General features: G+C 47.9%; 18 protein-coding genes and 2 riboswitches. Of the genes, 10 read left to right on the plus strand and 8 right to left on the minus strand.

What is annotated here, in order from left to right; translation table 11 throughout:
• The first annotated feature begins 14 nt into the window (after nucleotides 1-14).
• Together MTBPR1_RS04110 and MTBPR1_RS04115 are read left to right on the plus strand one after the other, a co-directional pair.
• Nucleotides 15-1256 (plus strand): phenylacetate--CoA ligase family protein, encoded by a 1242-nt coding sequence (locus MTBPR1_RS04110; RefSeq protein WP_069186299.1) that lies wholly within the window; start codon nucleotides 15-17, stop codon nucleotides 1254-1256.
• A 225-nt stretch (nucleotides 1257-1481) separates the two neighbouring features.
• On the plus strand, nucleotides 1482-1925 hold the full coding sequence (locus MTBPR1_RS04115) for a hypothetical protein (RefSeq protein ID WP_069186300.1): 444 nt from the start codon (nucleotides 1482-1484) through the stop codon (nucleotides 1923-1925).
• 145 nt (nucleotides 1926-2070) lie between these two features.
• On the opposite strand, the gene gcvH is transcribed toward MTBPR1_RS04115, so the two are convergent.
• The 4 genes from gcvH to MTBPR1_RS04135 form a co-directional block, all read right to left on the minus strand.
• Nucleotides 2071-2445 (minus strand): glycine cleavage system protein GcvH, encoded by a 375-nt coding sequence (gcvH, locus tag MTBPR1_RS04120; protein ID WP_069186301.1) that lies wholly within the window; start codon nucleotides 2443-2445, stop codon nucleotides 2071-2073.
• 87 nt (nucleotides 2446-2532) lie between these two features.
• Nucleotides 2533-3633, minus strand: coding sequence for a glycine cleavage system aminomethyltransferase GcvT (gene gcvT, locus MTBPR1_RS04125; RefSeq protein WP_069186302.1), 1101 nt, complete (start codon nucleotides 3631-3633; stop codon nucleotides 2533-2535).
• A 68-nt stretch (nucleotides 3634-3701) separates the two neighbouring features.
• Nucleotides 3702-3817, minus strand: a riboswitch (glycine riboswitch).
• Between the two features lie 3 nt (nucleotides 3818-3820).
• A riboswitch (glycine riboswitch) is annotated at nucleotides 3821-3916 on the minus strand.
• A gap of 66 nt (nucleotides 3917-3982) precedes the next feature.
• Nucleotides 3983-4540 (minus strand): hypothetical protein, encoded by a 558-nt coding sequence (locus tag MTBPR1_RS04130; protein WP_069186303.1) that lies wholly within the window; start codon nucleotides 4538-4540, stop codon nucleotides 3983-3985.
• 64 nt (nucleotides 4541-4604) lie between these two features.
• On the minus strand, nucleotides 4605-6287 hold the full coding sequence (locus tag MTBPR1_RS04135) for a peptidoglycan-binding domain-containing protein (RefSeq protein ID WP_083222880.1): 1683 nt from the start codon (nucleotides 6285-6287) through the stop codon (nucleotides 4605-4607).
• A gap of 67 nt (nucleotides 6288-6354) precedes the next feature.
• On the opposite strand from MTBPR1_RS04135, the gene ispH reads away from it, so the two are divergent.
• The 3 genes from ispH to rnhA are packed head-to-tail and all read left to right on the plus strand — an operon-like array spanning nucleotide 6355 to nucleotide 8720.
• Nucleotides 6355-7296: a 4-hydroxy-3-methylbut-2-enyl diphosphate reductase gene (gene ispH / locus MTBPR1_RS04140; protein ID WP_069186404.1), complete on the plus strand. Its 942-nt coding sequence runs from the start codon at nucleotides 6355-6357 to the stop codon at nucleotides 7294-7296.
• Between the two features lie 5 nt (nucleotides 7297-7301).
• The gene (locus MTBPR1_RS04145) at nucleotides 7302-8264 is read left to right on the plus strand and encodes a homoserine kinase (RefSeq protein ID WP_069186305.1); all 963 of its coding nucleotides are present in this window, start codon (nucleotides 7302-7304) and stop codon (nucleotides 8262-8264) included.
• Nucleotides 8265-8720 carry a ribonuclease HI gene (rnhA, locus tag MTBPR1_RS04150; RefSeq protein ID WP_069186306.1) on the plus strand — a complete coding sequence of 152 codons (456 nt, stop codon included), beginning with the start codon at nucleotides 8265-8267 and terminating at the stop codon, nucleotides 8718-8720. It abuts the gene before it with no gap.
• Nucleotides 8721-8872: 152 nt separating this feature from the next.
• On the opposite strand, the gene MTBPR1_RS04155 is transcribed toward rnhA, so the two are convergent.
• The gene (locus MTBPR1_RS04155) at nucleotides 8873-10987 is read right to left on the minus strand and encodes a protein-disulfide reductase DsbD family protein (protein ID WP_069186307.1); all 2115 of its coding nucleotides are present in this window, start codon (nucleotides 10985-10987) and stop codon (nucleotides 8873-8875) included.
• A 93-nt stretch (nucleotides 10988-11080) separates the two neighbouring features.
• On the opposite strand from MTBPR1_RS04155, the gene MTBPR1_RS04160 reads away from it, so the two are divergent.
• Nucleotides 11081-11656, plus strand: a complete 576-nt coding sequence (locus MTBPR1_RS04160) for a YqgE/AlgH family protein (RefSeq protein ID WP_069186308.1) — start codon at nucleotides 11081-11083, stop codon at nucleotides 11654-11656.
• An 11-nt stretch (nucleotides 11657-11667) separates the two neighbouring features.
• On the opposite strand, the gene MTBPR1_RS04165 is transcribed toward MTBPR1_RS04160, so the two are convergent.
• Nucleotides 11668-12276 carry a tetratricopeptide repeat protein gene (locus tag MTBPR1_RS04165; protein ID WP_069186309.1) on the minus strand — a complete coding sequence of 203 codons (609 nt, stop codon included), beginning with the start codon at nucleotides 12274-12276 and terminating at the stop codon, nucleotides 11668-11670.
• A gap of 100 nt (nucleotides 12277-12376) precedes the next feature.
• Here MTBPR1_RS04165 and MTBPR1_RS04170 point away from each other — a divergent pair, with 100 nt between their 5' ends.
• Together MTBPR1_RS04170 and MTBPR1_RS04175 are read left to right on the plus strand one after the other, a co-directional pair.
• Nucleotides 12377-14212 (plus strand): extracellular solute-binding protein, encoded by a 1836-nt coding sequence (locus MTBPR1_RS04170; protein ID WP_069186310.1) that lies wholly within the window; start codon nucleotides 12377-12379, stop codon nucleotides 14210-14212.
• A 93-nt stretch (nucleotides 14213-14305) separates the two neighbouring features.
• Complete coding sequence (locus tag MTBPR1_RS04175; RefSeq protein WP_069186311.1) at nucleotides 14306-15889, plus strand: CHAD domain-containing protein; 1584 nt, start codon at nucleotides 14306-14308, stop codon at nucleotides 15887-15889.
• A gap of 9 nt (nucleotides 15890-15898) precedes the next feature.
• Here the strand turns inward: MTBPR1_RS04175 and MTBPR1_RS04180 are convergent, their stop codons facing one another.
• Both MTBPR1_RS04180 and MTBPR1_RS04185 read right to left on the minus strand, forming a co-directional pair.
• The gene (locus MTBPR1_RS04180; protein ID WP_126465012.1) at nucleotides 15899-17437 is read right to left on the minus strand and encodes a glycosyltransferase family 9 protein; all 1539 of its coding nucleotides are present in this window, start codon (nucleotides 17435-17437) and stop codon (nucleotides 15899-15901) included.
• Between the two features lie 105 nt (nucleotides 17438-17542).
• Nucleotides 17543-18424, minus strand: coding sequence for an HpcH/HpaI aldolase/citrate lyase family protein (locus MTBPR1_RS04185; protein WP_069186313.1), 882 nt, complete (start codon nucleotides 18422-18424; stop codon nucleotides 17543-17545).
• 134 nt (nucleotides 18425-18558) lie between these two features.
• Here MTBPR1_RS04185 and pdxY point away from each other — a divergent pair, with 134 nt between their 5' ends.
• Together pdxY and cobU are read left to right on the plus strand one after the other, a co-directional pair.
• Nucleotides 18559-19410 (plus strand): pyridoxal kinase PdxY, encoded by an 852-nt coding sequence (pdxY, locus tag MTBPR1_RS04190; protein ID WP_069186314.1) that lies wholly within the window; start codon nucleotides 18559-18561, stop codon nucleotides 19408-19410.
• 26 nt (nucleotides 19411-19436) lie between these two features.
• On the plus strand, nucleotides 19437-19937 hold the full coding sequence (cobU, locus tag MTBPR1_RS04195) for a bifunctional adenosylcobinamide kinase/adenosylcobinamide-phosphate guanylyltransferase (protein ID WP_069186315.1): 501 nt from the start codon (nucleotides 19437-19439) through the stop codon (nucleotides 19935-19937).
• Nucleotides 19938-19943: the final 6 nt, after the last annotated feature.

Genomic DNA, 19943 nt, shown 5'->3' on the forward strand with positions numbered 1-19943 from the left:
AACAGGGTAGAGCCATGAGCGACCAACAATATTTCGATCCATTGGAAACACGCGGGCAGGCGCAACGCGAAGAAGAACAGCTTTCGCAGTTGGCCAGTCAGCTTGCGCATGCCAAAAGCAATGCGGCTTATTTTAGTGATCTGTTAAAAGAAATTGATCCAGTAAAAGTTGATCGTGATCTGTTGGCCTCTATCCCTGTGACACGCAAGTCTGATCTTGTCACCCAGCAACGCGAGGTTCCTCCTTTTGGCGGTATGAGCGTTTCTGCAAACGGTTTGATGGGGCGTTTGTTCCAATCACCGGGTCCGATTTATGATCCAGAAGGCCGAGAAGCTGATTACTGGCGTACAAGCCGTGCCTTTCATGCCGCAGGTTTTCGCAGTGGTGATGTGGTGTTGAATACCTTGTCTTATCATATGACACCGGGTGGTTTTATCCTTGATGGTGGCGCGCACGCCCTTGGCTGTAGCGTGATCCCGGCAGGCCCGGGCAATACGGAACAACAGCTTGAAATCATCCGTGATCTTAAGCCAAACGGATATTGCGGCACGCCGTCTTTCTTGCGCATCTTGTTGGAAAAAGCGGATGATGCAGGCATTGAGACAAGCTGTTTTGAAAAAGCATTGGTGACAGGTGAGGCTTTGCCCCCTTCTGTGCGCGACTGGTTTGTTGAGCGTGGAATTAATGTGGGTCAAGTCTATGCCACGGCTGATCTGGGCTCTATTGCCTATGAATCATCAGCTAAAGAAGGCCTGATTGTGGATGAAGGCGTTTTGGTTGAGATTGTGCGCCCGGGCACGAACGATCCGCTACCAGAAGGTGAAGTCGGTGAAGTTGTTGTGACAAACCTGAACTCCCAAGCCTATCCCTTGATCCGTTTTGGCACAGGTGATCTTTCTGCGGTTTTAGAAGGCGCAAGCCCCTGTGGGCGCAATAATATGCGCATCAAAGGCTGGATGGGCCGTGCAGACCAGACCACAAAGGTCAAAGGCATGTTTGTCCACCCCGCTCAGGTGAACCAAGTGGTGAAGCAGTTTGATCAAATTGAAAAAGGCCGCCTTGTTGTCAGTAATGATGATAACCGTGATGCCATGACACTTCAGTGTGAAGTGAGTGCGGGCTCTGATGATTTGGCAAAAGCGATTGGCGAGTCTGTTCAGACCATTTGTAAATTGCGCGGGTTTATTGAATTTGTTGAGCCGGGCACACTGGCAAATGACGGTAAAGTCATCGACGATATTCGCACATACGATTAAGACCCATAAGAAATTCAGTTCCTCTACAAACACCCTGTGAGATATTTGTTAAAAAATGTTTCACGGGGTATTTTTTTCCCATTCAGGCAATCGTTGCCGGGCTTTATAATGAATCAATCTCAATAAAATCAACAAGTTAGTTGTTTTTGATTCTGGCCTGTTCTTTGCTTTACTTCCTCTTATGGCTGTCGGCCATACTCCAAACTAGAGGAAGGGAGAATTATCATGATTGGTCCTGTTTCTAGTTCATACTCCAATGTTGGGCAACTGTATGATCCTCAACGCTTGTCACCAAGTCAGAATGAACTCGTTCAATCTGTCTTGTCTGGCTATAACGCCAATGCGTTAAAGCAAGCGGATATACAGGAGATCAACGACACTTTTAGAGAGGCAGGAATTGTTCCTTCCGCTGATCTTAAGGCCGCAGTTGAAGCCGCTGGTTTCAAGGCCGAAGATCTCAGGTCTAAGGGTGGGCAACGCGGTGGAAATCCTCCACCACCACCGCCCCCTCAAGAAGCTGATAGCGAAGAAACAGTTGATGCTTTTCTGGATTTACTTGAGCAGTATCAGGGTCAAGAAATGAACGCTAATACGCTTAATGAAATGACACAAAAGTGGACGGAGTCCGGTCATACCCAAAATGGAAGTTTTATTTCCATTATGGCGTAAACTCCGGGACCAAGGTTGGCCATTGGGCTGTGCTTGATACAGTTCTTTGGCTGACTTTTGGGGGGAGATATAGGGCAATAAAAACGCCCGCCGATATTTCATCAACGGGCGTTCTAACATTATTCAAGCTTGCGAAAGAGAGCCCTTAATCAAGGTCTTCACAGAACTTTTTATAAGCTGCTTCGTCCAATAGCTCATCAAGCTCAGACGCATCACCAATGGTCATTTTAAAGAACCAGCCGTCACCTTCAGGCGAAGAGTTGACAAGCTCAGGTGCATCTTCAAGGGCTTCGTTACCTTCAGTGATTTCACCTGTGATCGGCGCATAGATGTCAGAGGCAGTTTTAACAGATTCAACAACGGCGCAATCTTCGCCCTTATCAACAGCGCGGCCGACTTCTGGTGTTTCAACAAAAACAATATCGCCAAGCGCGTTTTGAGCATATTCCGTAATGCCGACAGTTGCCGTGTCACCTTCAACAAGGACCCATTCGTGATCTTCAGTATATTTAACAGCCATAATATTCTTTCCTATGTGTGTTCCTACAAAAAGCAGGAAGTCGATTGATGTAAAAGATCCCTTACTATCGCAGGGACACAAATGGGATTACCCCTTAAAGTAACGCTGCGGCACAAACGGCAGCTTTGCGATCTCTGCAGGCACAGATTTGCCGCGGATGATCAGATTAATTTCTGTTCCAATTTTTGAGAATTCTTTTTTGACATACCCCATGGCGATCGGCCCTTCAAAGCTCGGCCCAAAGCCGCCTGAGGTGATCTCACCAATGATGTTACCGTCTTGATCCGCAATTTCGGTATGTGCACGTGCAGGCGCACGACCCAATGGTTTGATACCCACACGTTTGCGCGAAACACCTTCATTCAGATGTTTCATCACCACGTCATGACCGGGAAAACCGCCTTCTTCACGGCGGCGTTTACCCACGGCCCAGTTAAGGGACCCTTCAATGGGGGAGGTCGTGGTATCAATGTCTGAGCCATAGAGGCATAAGCCCACTTCAAGGCGCAAGGAATCACGCGCACCAAGGCCGATGGCTTCGACTTCATCTTCCCCTAAGAGTTTGCGCGCCAGTTCTTCACATTGTGCTTCAGGTACGGAAATTTCATACCCATCTTCACCCGTATAGCCGGAACGAGACACCAAGCACGGGATGCCTGCAACCTCAACTTCCGCCATATTCATAAAGATCAATTGATCAATACCGGGAGCAAAACGGTTAAGCACTTCAGCCGCTTTTGGTCCTTGTAAGGCCAAGAGCGCACGGTCTTCTAAAAGCTCAAGGCTATGGTTGGGCAGGCTTTTTTCAATATGGGCGAAATCGGCTTCTTTACAGGCGGCATTAACCACTAAATAAAGGTGATCACCGCGATTGGTCACCATGAAATCATCACGAATGCCACCCTCATCATTCATCAGTAATGAATAGCGAATACCATTAACAGGCAGGGCTTTAATCTCACTAGGCGTGAGTGTTTCAATCGCGCTTTGAACATCATCGCCTTTTAAGAGGGCTTGACCCATGTGGGAGACATCAAAAAGGCCGCAAGCCTTGCGGGTATGGAGATGTTCATTCTTAACGCCAAGGGGATATTGCACAGGCATATCATAACCTGCAAAAGCCACCATCTTGCCGCCAAGCTCAATATGAAGCGCGTGCAAAGGAGTTGTTTTTAAATCATCGCTCAAGGGAGGTTCCTTTCTTGAAGAGACGAGACCAATTCACACTGGCAAAAATGCGCCAGCACTTGGCCCCTCTCTGTCATGGAACCTGAAAGATTCCCCCACAGCTTGGCTCAAATACACGAGCCTATGCGTGTAGGGTTTCCTCGTCGGTGGGATGGCATATAAACGTGCAATCCACTTTCCAGAGTCTCATCGCCCAGCGGTCCAAATGCCTGAGAGTTTAGCAGGGGCGCTTGCTCCTTCGGCGGGCGACCATATCTTGTCGCCTCTCTCCCGCATGGGGTCATATGATGTGGGCTTATTCTACAGACGGGCAGGGCAAGGGTCAATTAATGAATTATTGCAAACCCATTTAGCGTTGTGTTTGGCGATGGTTATAGGCCATTTCTTCACGGCTGAGCTGAAAACCGATATAGATTTCGTAGTTCGATCCATCGGTTGCGCCGTTGGTAACGATGGTCAGATCAACAGGTTCATCGCGCACTTCGTTTTGGGTCAGGTTACCGGGAAAGGCTAGTTTCATGGGGAAGGTGCTTTTTTGCAGGACTTTTTTATTATCATCAATCACGGCAATGAAATAGCTGAGCTCAGCTGAGCGTGACTGATCAGCAGGCCCGCGTTTTGCGGCAATGACAGGGGCAACTTGGGCGGTGATGGCACCGGCGCGGGTGTCATAATCCACATCATAATAACATTGGCTCAGCACATTGGTGACTTTGGCTTCAAAAAGAACGTCGATCAAATCACGACCCGGCCCTTCTTTAAATTTAGTCAGCTCAGCTGCATTTTTTAAGACGGTGACACGCGGGCAGGGTTCTGGTTTTTCTGCGCGCCAGATTTTCATGGAGTCACAGGCTGTAAGGCCAAGGCACAGGATTGATGCCACTAGCGTGAATTTTGCAAATTTCATCGACTTAAAGACTCCATGAAGTAACTATTCTTTCAGGGCAACATACCCATAAAAGATCGATCAATCAATCCAAGCTATGGGCTAATGCACCAAATTTTGCCAAGGCGCGCGATCTTGCCCATGGGTTGGTCAAGCTCTTGGCGGATTGTAGCCCGATCATAAAGGCTTTTTGGGCTTGTTTTATATCTCCGGCCTTTTGGTGGAATTTGACCAGATCGCCTAATACCCAGACCCGTGAAAAAACGCTTTTGATCTCTTCCATAGCCTCATCGGCCTCGCGTTGTAAATCTGCAGAAGAAGAGGCAAAATCATGTTGCTTTGAGGCATAGGCCAAATCCCACAGATTGCGCGCCTTGATACGATCATCACTGATCATATCAAGGATTTGATAGGCTTGATCAGCATGTTTGCTTTGGCGTGTATCACTCACAATCTGAATGTAGGTCTGGGCAATATTAGACAGTGCATAGTTTTTGGCAAAAGGCAGTTTAACGGCCTTGGCAATGATGAAAGCTTCATCCAAGACCTGAAAGGTTTGGGCTGATTGGCCCGCAAGCCACAAGGCGCGCGCCATATCAGAAAGGATGACACTGCGATAGCGTTTGGCTGAAATTCGCTCAATGGTCGTGCGGGCCGCTTCAAAACGTTTCATCTTTAAAAAGGCACGGCTGGCCTCCATTAAAATGGGAATGCGGGTTTCATCATCGGGGAGGTCTTCAACCGCTTTTAAAGCCCATTCCGGATATCCGATTTTTGCCATGGCACTGGCACTTTGGCGCAGCAAGGTGATGGCAGAGCCATTGCGTGCAGAGTTACGTACTTGCTCAGCAAGCTCATCTAAGAGCCCAAGCGCGCGTTTTTTATCCACATGGGAAAGGAGCTCAACTGCCTTTACCTGAATGGGCAGGCTGTCTTCAATAGCTTCAATAGCTTGGGCGCCAGCAAGGATTTTATTAACCGTATTGACCAATCGGTCGTTCTGTTTGTCATGAAGATAAAATTCAGCGATTTTAAGCAAAACAGCCAAGCGACGTTCTGCCACAGGAATGAGAGATAGGCTGGTAATGGCTTCTCTGACCTTGCCTTCACGCACATGGGCCTTGGCAATATTGGTCAGGGCCGCAATGACCAAACGGCTGTCTTTAATGCGTGCAGCTGTCTTCATCGCGTCACCTTCAAGCCCGACGCGCACTTGGGCTGCCAGTATCTCACCCAAGGCCCAATCGCGCATATCATCTTCAAAAACGGCGCGCGAACTTTCAACGGCTTCTTGCAACAGGCAGTTTGACGTGGGGCTTTTAAAACATGCGCTAACATCGCGGGTTGGATCAGCGGTTTTTGTCTCTTTATCTTCCAGCAATTTGCGTGTGCGTGGGTCTGCCAGCAAAGCTTGGCGGGCTTCTTCGCGCCGGGCCTGTCGGACTTGATCAAGACGATTGATCAATGCGCGCACACGCCCGATATTTTCAATATGTTTAATCAGGTCTGAATTGACCTTCCCTGTTTGTTTGACCCCATGGTTTTTTTGATACTGTTTAATGGCATTTTCAAGGTCTGCCCCCATCAGCCCATCAATGGTACCGATATAGAGCCCTTGGGCTTTTAAAAGTTCTTGGACTTGCTGAATCGGGTTTTTCAGGCGATAGACTTCAGGTGTGGCCCCCGGTTTAGACAGGCCACTGGGCTTGGCTGCAAAAGCTGTAAAGCTGAGCAACATACAGATAAATATGGTCAAAACGTGCATCATGAAAAAATTCTAGCATGATTATTCAGGATTGGCTTTACTCTTTGTTGAGGCTTTCTATATTGAGGGCATGAAACCTTCTTTGACCATATTACTTGCGGGGCCGCGCGGTTTTTGTGCTGGTGTGGACCGCGCTATTCATATTGTAGAACGTGCGCTTGAAAAATTTGGCAAGCCCGTCTATGTGCGCCATGAAATTGTGCATAACAAATTTGTCGTGGATAATTTGCGCGATCAGGGCGCAATCTTTGTGGATGAACTTGATGAAGTGCCTGATGATAAGCCTGTGATCTTTTCCGCCCATGGGGTGGCAAAGACGGTACCAAAAGAGGCCGAACGCCGTGAAATGACCTATGTGGATGCCACCTGCCCGTTGGTGAGCAAAGTCCACCGTGCAGCTGAGCGCTATTATGATAAAGACCATCCGGTGGTTTTAATCGGTCATGAAGGCCACCCTGAAGTAATTGGTACCATGGGGCAATTACCGGACGGCGCAGTTAAGCTGGTGGAAAGTGTTGATCAGGCAAAAACGGTTGAACTGCCAAGCGATGTGCCCTTAGGCTTGGTGACGCAAACCACCTTGTCTGTTGATGATACCAAAGACATTCTGGCTATTTTAAAAGAGCGTTATCCCAATTTGGAAATGCCTAAAAAAGAAGATATCTGTTATGCCACGACAAACCGCCAGACAGCGGTAAAACTGATCGCGGATAAAGCCGATATGGTCATGGTAATTGGTGCGCCAAATTCATCTAATTCAAAGCGCCTTGTAGAAGTGGCAAAATTAAATGGTTGTCCCAAATCCATGTTGGTCCAACGCGCAAGCGAGATTGATTTTGACCAGTTTGACGGGGTAACAACCCTTGGCATCACCGCCGGGGCTTCTGCACCCGAAGTGTTGGTTGAAGAAGTGGTCACTGCCTGTAAAGAAAAGTTTGATGTAAGCGTCAAGTTTGAAACCTTCACGAAAGAAGACGTGATTTTCAAACTTCCCGCCAGTTTGAGTACATAAAAGAAATGGCTGTTTATACAGAAGTCAGTGATGACGAACTTTCAACCTTTGTGGAGCGGTTTTCCATTGGGGCTTTGCTGTCATATAAAGGCATTGCTGAAGGGGTGGAAAATTCCAACTATATTATCCAGACCGAACAAGGCCCCTTTATCCTCACCCTTTATGAAAAGCGCGTGAATGAAGCGGATTTACCCTTCTTCTTAAATTTGCTGGAACATCTTAGTGAGCGCGAGATTACCTGTCCGGTCCCGCTTAAAGATGATAAGGGACAAGCTTTGGGCACTTTGGCAGGTCGCCCGGCTGCAATTTTCACCTTCCTTTCAGGCATGTGGCCGCGCAAGATTAAGCCAGTTCATTGTGGGGAGCTGGGCCGCGCTTTGGCAGAACTCCATGTGGCAGGGCGTGATTTCCCCATGAAGCGGGCCAATGATTTGGGCGTGATGGATTGGCGCGGACTTTTAAACCAATGTTTGGAACATGCAGATGATGTGCAAGTCGGCCTTGGTGAAAAGTTAAGTGCCGAGCTGGATTATCTGGAGCCGCGCTGGCCCATTGGTTTGCCCAAAGGCATTATCCACGCCGATGCATTTCCCGATAATGTGTTTTTTCGCGGCGAGAAATGCAGCGGGCTGATTGATTTTTATTTCGCCTGTCATGATATTTTTGCCTATGACTTGGCGATTTGTATGAATGCATGGTGTTTTGAAAAAGATGGTGATTTTAATGTCACCAAGGCACGTTTGTTATTATCAAACTATCGCAAGGTGCGTGATTTTAGCACTGAAGAAGTGGATGCTTTGCCCATGGTTGCACGTGGGGCGGCTACGCGGTTTTTGCTCACACGTCTTTATGATTGGGTCAATACGCCCAAGGATGCGTTGGTAAAACCTAAAGACCCTATGGAATATTTTAAAATTCTCAAATTCCACCAGTCGGTTCGTTCCGCTGCTGAATATGGATTACAATAAATGAGCAATGACGTTGTTGAAATGTACACCGATGGTGCCTGTAGTGGTAATCCCGGCCCTGGAGGCTGGGGGGTGTTGATGCGCTTTAAGGGTGTGGAAAAAGAATTTTGCGGCGGGGAAGAAGAGACCACCAATAACCGCATGGAATTGATGGCAGCGATTAGTGGGTTGCGCAATTTAAAACGTCCGGTAAAAGTCGCGCTTTATACCGACAGCACCTATGTGAAAGACGGCATCACCAAGTGGATTTTTAATTGGAAGAAAAACGGTTGGAAAACAGCGGCGAAAAAGCCTGTGAAAAATGCTGATCTTTGGCAGGAACTCGAAGCCGCCCTTAAGCCCCACGAGGTGGAATGGCATTGGGTCAAAGGCCATGATGGTCATGAAGGTAATGAACGCGCAGATGATTTAGCGCGCGAAGGTGTGGAAAAGATCAAGAATAGCCTGATCATGTAAGGCTTGTATCTATGGATATTGGTTCAGGTCCAATATGACATGTATCCCAAGAAAAAAGCCCCCTTTTGAGGGCTTTTTTATTTTCTCACTAAAGACATTTTTGTCCTCAGTGGGGTTTGTAAGAATAGAGATGGGGATGGTTTAGACGGGTTTCAACCCTTTGCCTTGTTAATTGCCCCTAAAACATCATCTTCACTAAGCAATTCTGGCAAAACAATGCCATTTGGTGCAGCTGGCCCGTAAACCGCGTTAAAAGGAATGGCGTAGCGTTTAAAACTTGCCAGGTAATCCGCAATCACTTGGTCTGGATTGGTCCAATCGGCTTTCATGGCAATGACGTTTTCTGTTGATAATGTTTCAAAAGCCTCACCTTGATAAAGCACAAGGTTCTTATTGACCTGACAGGTGATGCACCATTCAGCGGTTACATCTACAAACACCACATGGCCTTGGGCCACAAGCTCATCAATTTTGGCAAGATCAAACTTTGTCCAGAGTTTTTCGGCGACCTCTTGATCAATCGCTTCTTTTTGCGCAAAGCTTGGCACGGCAAATGCCGCGATAAAGAGGGTTAAGACAATCGGGGTGGTGAGGGTTTTAAGCTGGGCTTTAAAGAGTAGCACAAAGATCACGCTACCCATAAGCGCCAAGAGCACCAATGCAGCATTTAGCCCCACTTGCGCCCATAACACAGTGAGCAGCCAAAGGGCCGTGGCGAGTAAGGCAAGACCAAGAATTTTGCGCAAAATTACCATCCATTGACCGGGTTTGGGCAAGCGCGTGGCAAGGGCGGGGAACAGGGCAATGAGGATATAAGGTAGCGCAAGGCCCAAACCTAAGGCGCTAAAAACCAGCAGGATTTCCACGGTGCCTTGGGACAGAGCAAAGCCCACAGCGGTGCCTAAAAAAGGGGCTGAGCACGGGGTTGCGAGCAAGGTGGCAAAGGCACCTGTCATGAAATGTCCACCCAAACCATGGACGTGGGAGGAGCGTTCACCTACGTTTGACAGCCAGCTTGGCAGGTTGATTTCAAACAGTCCCCACATGTTGCAGGCAAAGAGAATAACAATCAGGCTAAGCGCGATGAGGAAAAGTGGTTGTTGAAACTGTATCCCCCAACCAATTGAGGCCCCGCCCGCTTTCATGGCGATCAACACGCCTGCTAAGACCCAAAAAGAAAAGAGGATGCCGCCAGTGGATGCAAGAAAGCTTAGGCGCACAGTCGTTGGGTTGCCCCCACCATGGCTGACAAGGCCAAGGACCTTAAGGGAAAGAACAGGCAAGACACAGGGCATGAGATTGAGGATCAAGCCGCCCAGCACAGCAAGCAACAAGACCGTGATAAGCGGTAAGTTGTTTAAGGCCGTTTCACCTAAAGGAGCAAAGCCTTTTGTGGTCGGAAGAAGGCCTGCACCTGCGCTTACCTTAGTGGTTGTTTCAAAAGCTTTTTGCCCGTCATTAAAGGTTAGGGTGAAATCCGCTGTCTCAAACCCATTTTCTAAAAACTGCAAGCCATCAAGAGGCGTATCAATCAGGGCGGTTTTTTGATCTTTGGAAAGTTTGAGCTCTGGTTTGAAAAAGGCAAGCTCAATGGGGCCTTCAATTAAGGCATCAGGCGCGCTTAACGGTGTGGGCGACGTCAGCTTAACGCGCAGGGTGCCATTTTTTTGGTCCGCATCGCTATAAAGAACTGCAGAATGGAGTTCAACACCGTATGTGGTGGTTTTCGTTGGGACCAGACTTTCAAACTTATTAATCAGCTGGGCATGTTCGCTGGCTTGGGCCGGACCTGTTGGCAGGGTAAGTGAAAGATCGGTTTCAACGGGAATGCAGACCTCAGCACAGGTGAGAAAACGCACCTTGGCGTTGATATCAAGGGGCTGGTCTGTCGGGTTGATTTTAAGGTGAAGGGGGTAAACCACTTCCTTTTTATAGCCCACAGTTTCAAGACCAAGAACGACGAAACGCTCCGGCAAAGGCCAACGCATTTCAGCATTGGTAATGGCAGGGGTGTCTTTCCAATCCACTTCAGGGGGATAGCCCGCATCACCGGGGCTGCGCCAATAAACTTTCCAGCCCTTTTGCATTTTAAAGTGAAGGCCAAGAATAATCTGATCGCTTTCGCCCACAGCACTCATGGCGGAGATCAGGCGCACTTGGGTTTTATCAATACCTTTCCATTCACTGGATTGGGCAAAGGCGGCCTGCCCCCATGTGAAGACGGTAAAGAGAAACACGAATGTGATATATTTAGCGAGTTGATACATATTGTGACCTTTCGACCTTTGGTATCGGTGAAAAATATGTCAGAATTAGGGACAAGACTTGCACAAACGTGAATTGGGCCATATGTGATAGAGATGAATGATAACAATACCATATCCAATGACCTGACAGGCCAGCTGCTGGTGGCCATGCCCAATATGCCTGATCCGCGCTTTTCAAAAGCGGTGATTTATGTGTGCTCACATTCTGAAGAAGGCGCCATGGGGCTGGTGGTGAACCGCCTTGTGCAATCGTTAAGCTTTCCCGATTTGCTTAATCAGCTTGATATTGAAAGCTATGGCATGGAAGACCAAATCCGCGTGCATGTGGGTGGGCCTGTTGATGAAGAACGTGGTTTTGTGCTGCATAGTCCCGATTATATGAAAGATTCCACCGTCATTGTTGGTTCTAACTATGCCTTAACCGCCACGGTGGATATTTTGCGCGATATGGCAAGCGGGATTGGCCCTAATAGAACCATGCTCGCCCTTGGCTATGCCGGATGGGGGCCGGGGCAGCTTGATCAGGAAATATTGGAAAATGGCTGGCTTAATGTGCCTGCCAATGATGCCATTGTTTATGATGATGTGCTTGATACCAAGTGGGAACGCGCGCTTGGTCAGCTTGGTATTGATCCAAGATTGCTTCTTGATGAAGCAGGCCATGCTTAAAGCCTCGAGGCTTATTTTATATTCTGTAAGGTTTCCAGGGCTGGGCCAAAACCTGCTTGGGCGGCGCTTTTAAGCCAGAATAGGCCTTTTTGTTCATCCACTTTCACACCAATGCCCTGAAGATAGGTCAGCCCCAAGATATGTTTGGCTTTGAGTGAGCCTGTTTTTGCTGCTTGGCGGATATAGCGAATGCCAATAACGGGGTTGGCCTTTATGCCAATGCCGGAAATATACATCTCCCCCATGCGCATCATGGCGTAATGATCGCCCAATTTGGCTGCTTTGTTAAACCAGCCGCGCGCCAAATTCACATTTACTTTGCCGTTTCGTCCCTCAAGATGGATGTTGCCCAAAACCACCATGGCGGGGGCATGTTCTTGTTTGGCGGATTTATGGAGAAAGACCATGGCTTTTTCCATGCTTTTTTCAACGCCTCGGCCCTGCATATACATGGTGGCAATCCAATAATCAGCCAGCGGGTTGCCATGGCGTGCATATTGGTGAAATTCGCGCAAAGCATCTTCATTGCGCCCTTCTTGCACGGCGCGAATGGCATCTTCCATGGCGGCATGGGCAGACGGGATGAAAAGAAGGGTAAAAATGAAAAAAACGAAATGCATGGACCTGAACCTCTTGCGCAAACCATACATCCCCGCCAATATCAAGTAAACGTCATCCTTGGCGATACAAGGATCATTTATTAAGAACAGGATCATAAAAATGGGTTTTAAACAGCTACTTCTTGGTGGATTACTCACCGTAAGTGTGTCTTTTGCAGCTTTTGCCGCAGAGAAAAAACATGCGGTTTCCATGCATGAGGATATTAAATATAGCGCTGGTTTTAACCATTTTGACTACGCCAACCCAAGCGCGCCCAAAGGCGGCAAAATCCGCCTTTCTGCTTTGGGTTCCACCTTTGATACCTTTAACCCCTTTACCTTAAAAGGCATTACGGCTGAGGGGGCAGGACGGGCTTTTGAAAGCCTCACCACTCAATCTCTTGACGAGCCGTTCACGGCCTATGGTTTGTTGGCAGAAACCATTGAAATGCCAGAGGATCGCTCTTGGGTCGCGTTTCATCTCCGTAGCGAAGCTAAATGGCATGATGGCAAGCCGGTTACGGCTGAGGATGTGGTTTTTAGCTTTAATACTTTGATGGAAAAAGGTCATCCGCGTTATCGTTTTTATTACGCTGATGTGGTTAAGGCTGAGGTGTTAGATAAGCGTTCTGTCAAATTCACGTTTAAGAATGGTGAAAACAGGGAGCTCGCCTTGATCATGGGGCAAATCCCGATCTTGCCAAAACATTATTGGCAGGGAAAAGACTTTTCCAAAACCACACTTGAAGCGCCGCTTGGCAGTGGGCCCTATCGGGTGAAGTCGTATGAGTCTGGGCGCAATGTGGTTTATGAGCGGGTGAAAGACTATTGGGGGAAGGATTTAGCGGTTAATAAAGGCCAGAATAACTTTGATGAAATCCGCTTTGATTATTATCGCGATGCGACCGTGGCGGTGGAGGCCTTTAAAGGCTGGGCGTTTGATTATCGCTATGAAAATGTCGCAAAAAACTGGGCGACAGCTTATGAAATCCCAGAAGTTAAAAACGGCTTGATCAATAAACTGCGCATTAAACATGAGGTTGGTACAGGCATGCAGGGCTTTGTCTTTAACCTGCGCAAAGACAAGTTCAAAGACCCGTTGGTACGCCAAGCCTTGGCCTATGGTTTTGATTTTGATTGGGCCAATAAAAACCTGTTTCATAATGAATATAGCCGCACCAATAGTTATTTCTCAAATTCAGAACTGGCTTCAAGCGGGTTGCCTGTTGGGCGCGAGCTGGAGATTTTGGAAAAATACCGCGGGCAAATCCCCGAAGAAGTCTTTAGCAAAAGCTATATGGCGCCAAAAACCGATGGCAGCGGCAAGATCAGGCAGAACCTGAAACAGGCCGTTATGTTGTTAAAAAAAGCGGGCTACGTCATTAAAAACAAAAAGCTGGTCCATGCAAAAACAGGGGCCAATCTTGATTTTGAAATCATCATCAATACCTCACCTGCATGGGAGCGCATTGTGCTGCCCTTTAAGAAAAACCTATCTCGCCTTGGTATTGAGGTTTCAGTGCGCATCATTGATAGCGCACAATATAAACAACGTGTGGACACGTTTGATTATGACATGATTGTCAGTGTCTTTGGGCAAAGCCAGTCACCGGGTAATGAACAGCTGAATTATTGGAGCAGTGATGCCGCAAAACGCCAAGGAAGCCGCAATTACATCGGTATCAGTAATGATATAATTGACGAACTTACTCAAATGGTAGTCAATGCACCAAGCCGTGAAGAACTGGTGATGAGAACCCGCGCGCTGGATCGTGTTTTGTTATGGGGCCATTATGTCATTCCAAACTGGCATCTTAAAGTAGCCCGCATTGTGGCGTGGGATCGATTCGGCAGGCCTGCGACCTATCCGAAATACAGCCCGGGCTATAGCGCATGGGATTTTTGGTGGTTAGATGAGCAAAAAGAGCAGCAGTTGCGCGAGAAACGCGCCCAATAGGTTTATCTGCCTAATTTTGTAACATGACTTTTTGCTGATTAACCCTAGAATAGGATAGTTTTGAGGCGTCGCTAAAAGATAGGTAAAGAAACAATGGTTGCTCAAACCAAGTTTTATAAACTCGGGGATGAACATAGTGCACAGGAATGGGGCAGCATTGTTGCGACCTTGGCCCATGGGCGCAAAATGGGTGAACGCGTTGTTGAACAGACCTATCTTGATACCTTTGACTGGGCGGCATGTCGCGCGGGCATCACTATCATTACTGAAAATGATGGGGCGTTAAGCCTGCATCTTATGGAAGATGGCAAGCGCGGGAAATACCCCAATTGCTTGCCTGTTGAGAAAACCCCTGTTTGGCCCAGTGACATCCCTGCTGGAAAAATGCAAAATAAGTTGGCAAAGCTTGCAGGTTTACGCAGTTTTATGGCCTTGGCACAGGTAAAGTCTGAACAGATTATCTTAGCGGTGGAAGATAAAAAGGGCCGCGTGCGTGTGCGCCTGATTGTGGAATGTAATTTTCAACGCCCCGCCCCACGGCGCAAGATGATTGAATTGGGCTGTCGTTTGCGCATTGAATGTCTGGCAGGGTACGAGAAAGATTTTGCCAAGACATGGCCCATCTTTGAAGGCTTAACGGCTTCTAGTCAGCAAGAGCATTTTAACCTGATTATGAGCAATGCGGGCAAAACGCCCAAAGATTATACCAGCAAGCTTAATATCAAGCTTGAGCGCGATATGCGCAGTGATGAGGCGCTGAAAACCATCTTGTTAGATCAATTAATCAAGATTGAGTGCACGCTTGAGGGCACAATGAAGAATATTGATACGGAATTTTTGCATGATTTGCGCGTGGCAGTGCGTCGCTCACGCAGTGCGCTAAGCCGCATGAAAGGGGTCTTGCCCCAAACAATGCAGGATCGTTTTTCACAAGAGCTACAATGGATTGGCTCCATTACCACCCCGGTGCGCGACCTTGATGTTTATATGCTGGATTTTCCAAAATACCGCGCGCAGTTATCGGTTGAACAACAAGAAAACCTCCAGCCGCTTTATGAGTTTCTTTGTAGCCAACATAAAATGGCGCGCACGCAATTGATTAAAGAGATTGAGAGCCGTCGGTTTAAAGACTTTTTAGTCAAATGGCGCACTTACCTTGAAAAACCAGTTCCTCAACGCCCAACGGCCCTTGCGGCAATCCTTCCTGTGGGAGGTGTGGCGGATAAACGGATATGGAAGACCTATCGCCGTGTCATGACGGAAGGCAAAGCCATTGGCCCTCAAACACCTGCTGAGGCCTTACATGATATGCGCAAGACCTGCAAAAAACTGCGTTATTTATTAGAGTTTTTTGTCTCGCTTTATCCAAGCGAACAAGTCACAGCTTTGGTGAAATCCTTAAAAGGGCTTCAGCAGAACCTAGGTGATTTTCAAGATTTGGATGTGCAGGCAGAGGCCTTAAATGATTACTCAACTCAGATGATGAGTGCTGGTGAGAACCGCCCGCAGGTCTTTATGTCCATGGGGGTGTTGGTGGAAGGCTTTATGCGGCGAAAGGTTGAGGTGCGTGAAGAGTTCTATGAACGCTTTGGCGCTTTTGCCTCTCCTGAAGTTGAACTTGAATTTCGCAAACTCAGTGGGCATGAGAAGAAAAAGAAAGTGACAGTGAAAGCTTAAAGAGCTTTTTCACGTTGGGAAATAGTGACGCAAAGTCTGGGTGATATCCGTAATCACCCCGTCCCAATCGCCAAATGTTTTTTGCCGAAACAGGCGCACGGACTGATACCAATAAGAATCTGTGCGCTCATCCATCCATCGCCAATCGGCACTTTTATCCACCATAATCCATACAGGCTTGCCCATGGCTGCTGCCAAATGGGCTACGCTGGTATCAATGGTGATGATGAGATCAAGCTGGTCAATAAGGGCAGCTGTATCGGCAAAACTGACAATCTCGTTGGTGTAGATAAAGATATGGTTTGCGTTTGGGAGTTCTTGGCTGGGTGAAAGCTGTAAAGATACCCAATCAAATTTTTCCTGTTCTAATAAGGGCTTTAGTTGATCAAGCTGTAAAGAGCGCAAGTGATTGCGCATGTGAAGGTTTGAGCCTTCCCAAACCAGCCCGATCTTGGGTTTGCCATCTTCTGGAAAGCTGTGGGCAAAGGGCGCTGGTGGTGTGAGGTAGGCCTCGCGATGGGGCATATTGTCAATGCTCACCTCCAGATAAGCGGCAAGATCGATCAGGTAGGATTGAAAATCAAAGGCTGAGCTATCGCTAACTTTATCACACACATTGATTTGCGGCAGGCTATGGGCGAGCAGGTCAATCAGGGCCTTGCGACAGACAAATGTCACTTCTGCGCCTTTGTCAGCGAGCTCAAGCAGAAAGCGCGAGAACTGGATGACATCGCCATAGCCCTGCTCACAATAAACCAGAATTTTGCGGCCCTTTACGGGCTGGCCTTTCCAAAAAGGCAAGGTGCTGTCGGGTTTGGTGAGAGAGACATTATTTTCAGCATAGCGGGCTTTATATTTTCGAAAACCTTTTTGCAAGAATCCTTGCTTTAGTAAGCAATGAGCCTCCCCCAGTTGAAGTGAGGGACTATCCAGCCCACAGGATTTTGCCAGTTTTAAAAAATGCAGGGCTTTTTCATATTGGGCGATTTGATAAAAACACACATGGAGGTGGAGATAAATCTGCCCGTCATTGGGCGTGATGGAAAGGGCGCGCAAAAACGAATGAATGGCCTTATCAGGTGTGCCTTGGTCATGTTCAATACGGCCCTTTAACATCCAGCTCGCCACCCATTCAGCATCATATTGTAGGGCCTTGTCGCTACAGCTTTGCGCAGCGATCTGGTTTTTGCCGGCATAAAACACATGGGCCAGATCATGCCAGAAATGTGGCGAGGCAATTTCAACACCTTCAAGGCGAAAGAGATGGGGCTTGGTTTTTTCAATCTCGCCACTGCGCGCCCAGATCATACATAAAAAGGCAATGGCTTCATCATTACCCGGATTGCTTTTGAGCAGGCCGGAGGCTTTTTCAAAGGCCTGTTGGTTATTCTTTAAAGCATAGTCAAGACGCGCTTGTGCCAAGATCACTTTGCTTGAGCTGGCTTCAAGGCTTTCAAGGATTTTTTGTGCTTCCCCAATTTTTTGATGGCGCAAACGGCTTAATGCAAAATCAACAGCCTGATCTTGCGTGAATGTCTTTTGCATCATTTGCCCTAACTAAAATATTTGTATGTTTATCATAACAAAAAGAGCCCCTGCATAAACAGGGACTCTTTTAAGATAGTCACATAGATGGAATTTAAAAAGCCGGACTTAGGCTTCAGCTTCCATTTTTGTAATGGCTTCAGCTTGGGCAACAACTTGTTTGGCTGTAACCACATGCAGGTTTTCAATCAGCTTGCCATCCACAACCACAACGCCTTTACCTTCGGCTTCGGCTTCAGCGTGGGCGGCGATGATTTTTTTAGACCAATCGACTTCTTTTTCAGATGGGCCGAAAATCTCGTTGGCTTTACCCACAGTTTTTGGGTGGATCAGTGTTTTACCATCAAAGCCAAGCTCAAAGCCTTGTTGGCAATGTTCAACAAAACCTTCGTCATCAGACAGGTCAAGATAAACACCGTCCAAAATGGCGATGTTGGCAGCGCGCGCGGCCAAGACACAGATGTTTAAAGACATCATAAACGGCAGGCGCATCATGGTGTGTGAACAACGCAGCTCTTTTGCCAGATCAGACGTGCCCATAACAAAACCGCCCATACGATCGGTAGAATCGGCGATTTCTTCTGCGCGCAACATGCCGCGTGGTGTTTCCATCATGCACCAGATTTTCATCTCAGCAGGCGCACCAGAGGCATCCATGATCGCTTCGACTTGGCGAACCGTATCTGCGCTTTCCACTTTTGGTAAAAGGATCGCATCTGCACCGGATGTGGAAGCTGCAACAATATCGTCATAGCCCCATGGGGTGTTCAGACCATTGGTGCGGATGAGGATTTCACGCATGCCGTAACCGCCTTCTTTCACGGCATCGACAATTTGTTGGCGCGCCAGTTCTTTGGCGTCTGGGGCTACGGCGTCTTCCAAATCAAGGATCAAACCGTCAGCAGGGAGGTTGCGGCCCTTTTCAAGAGCGCGCGCATTAGAACCCGGCATATAAAGTACACTACGGCGAGGACGTGCTGTGGCAGCCATTGGACAATTTCCTTATGTTTAAGTCAGAATTAATTTGTTTCGCATTTGCGGCAAAATATAAACAAAAGTTTCTCATTGGCAAGCCTGCATGATGGTTTATAAGTGGTTTGAGACGCCATGAAGAGTGTAAAACCATGAGTATTCTGTCGATTCAATCATCTGTAGCTGTTGGGCATGTGGGTAATTCTGCGGCCATGTTTCCCATGCAGCGCCTTGGTTTTGAGGTTTGGGCCGTGCCGAGCATGCTATTTTCAAACCATCCGGGCTACGATTCTCATGGCGGGGCCCCTGTCCCGATTGAGACCATGCGCGCCATGGTCGATGGCATTGATAAGCTCGATCATTTTGATCATTGTAATGCGGTTCTTTCTGGCTACCTTGGCACTGTAGAGGCCGGACAATTTGTGGTGGAAACCGTCAAGCGGGTGAAAAACAGCAATAAAGAGACAGTTTATTTTTGTGATCCGGTGGTGGGTGATATGACCCGCCAGCTTTATGTGGAAAATGCCGCGGCTGAATATGTGCGCGATGAGCTGTTGCCCCTGGCTGATATTATTGCACCTAATATTTTTGAGCTGGAATATCTGACTGGGCGCAAACAAGAAACTTTGGATGATACCTTATTTGCAGCAGATATGTTGCGCAGCCGTGGTCCCAAAACGGTTTTGGTTACCTCTGTTAAAGGGCGCAAAGGCAGTACCCCAACGGTTTCCAATGTGGTGGTCAGTGATAAGGGGGCGTGGCGCGTGACTGTGCCGCAATGCCCGCTTCGCGCCAAAGGAACGGGTGATGTGTTTGCCGCCCTGTTTCTTGCCCATCTGTTGCGTGGGGAGCGAACCCGATCGGCATTGGAGCTGGCAACCTCAACCATTTTCGGTATCATTGATGATACGGTGCGTCATGATAGTGATGAACTTCGCCTTATTGATGCACAGGCTGAATATCTTCACCCCAGCTTTTATTTTGATGCGGTACGTGTGGGATAATGTTTCTCTTGTGAGGAGAATAAAAAATGGCAAAAATTACGTTGGTTCTGGGCGGGGCGCGCTCTGGTAAATCAGCCTATGCGGAAAAGATTATTGAAGAGGCTGGCGGGGGCATGTATCTGGCAACCTCGCGTGTGTGGGATGCAGAAATGGCAGAGAGGGTGCAAACCCATCAAGATCGCCGAAACGAGCTTTGGACCACCATTGAAGAGCCTGTCCATATCCATGATCATATTGCCAAGACCGATAAGCCCATGTTGGTGGATTGCTTGACATTATGGCTGTCAAACCTGATGGATGAAGAGGCTGATATTGATCAGGAAACGCAAAAATTATGCACCTCTTTGAGGGGCGCTGAGCATGATGTGGTGCTGGTTTCAAATGAAGTGGGTCTGGGCATTGTGCCTGATAATGCCTTGGCGCGAAAATTTCGCGATCATGCTGGACGGCTTAATCAAGCAGTAGCGCAAACAGCTGATCGTGTGCTATTTATCGCCGCAGGTCTCCCCCTAACCTTGAAAGAATAGAACAAG

The organism is Candidatus Terasakiella magnetica (assembly GCF_900093605.1).
GTDB classification, from domain to species: Bacteria; Pseudomonadota; Alphaproteobacteria; order Rhodospirillales; family Terasakiellaceae; genus Terasakiella; species Terasakiella magnetica.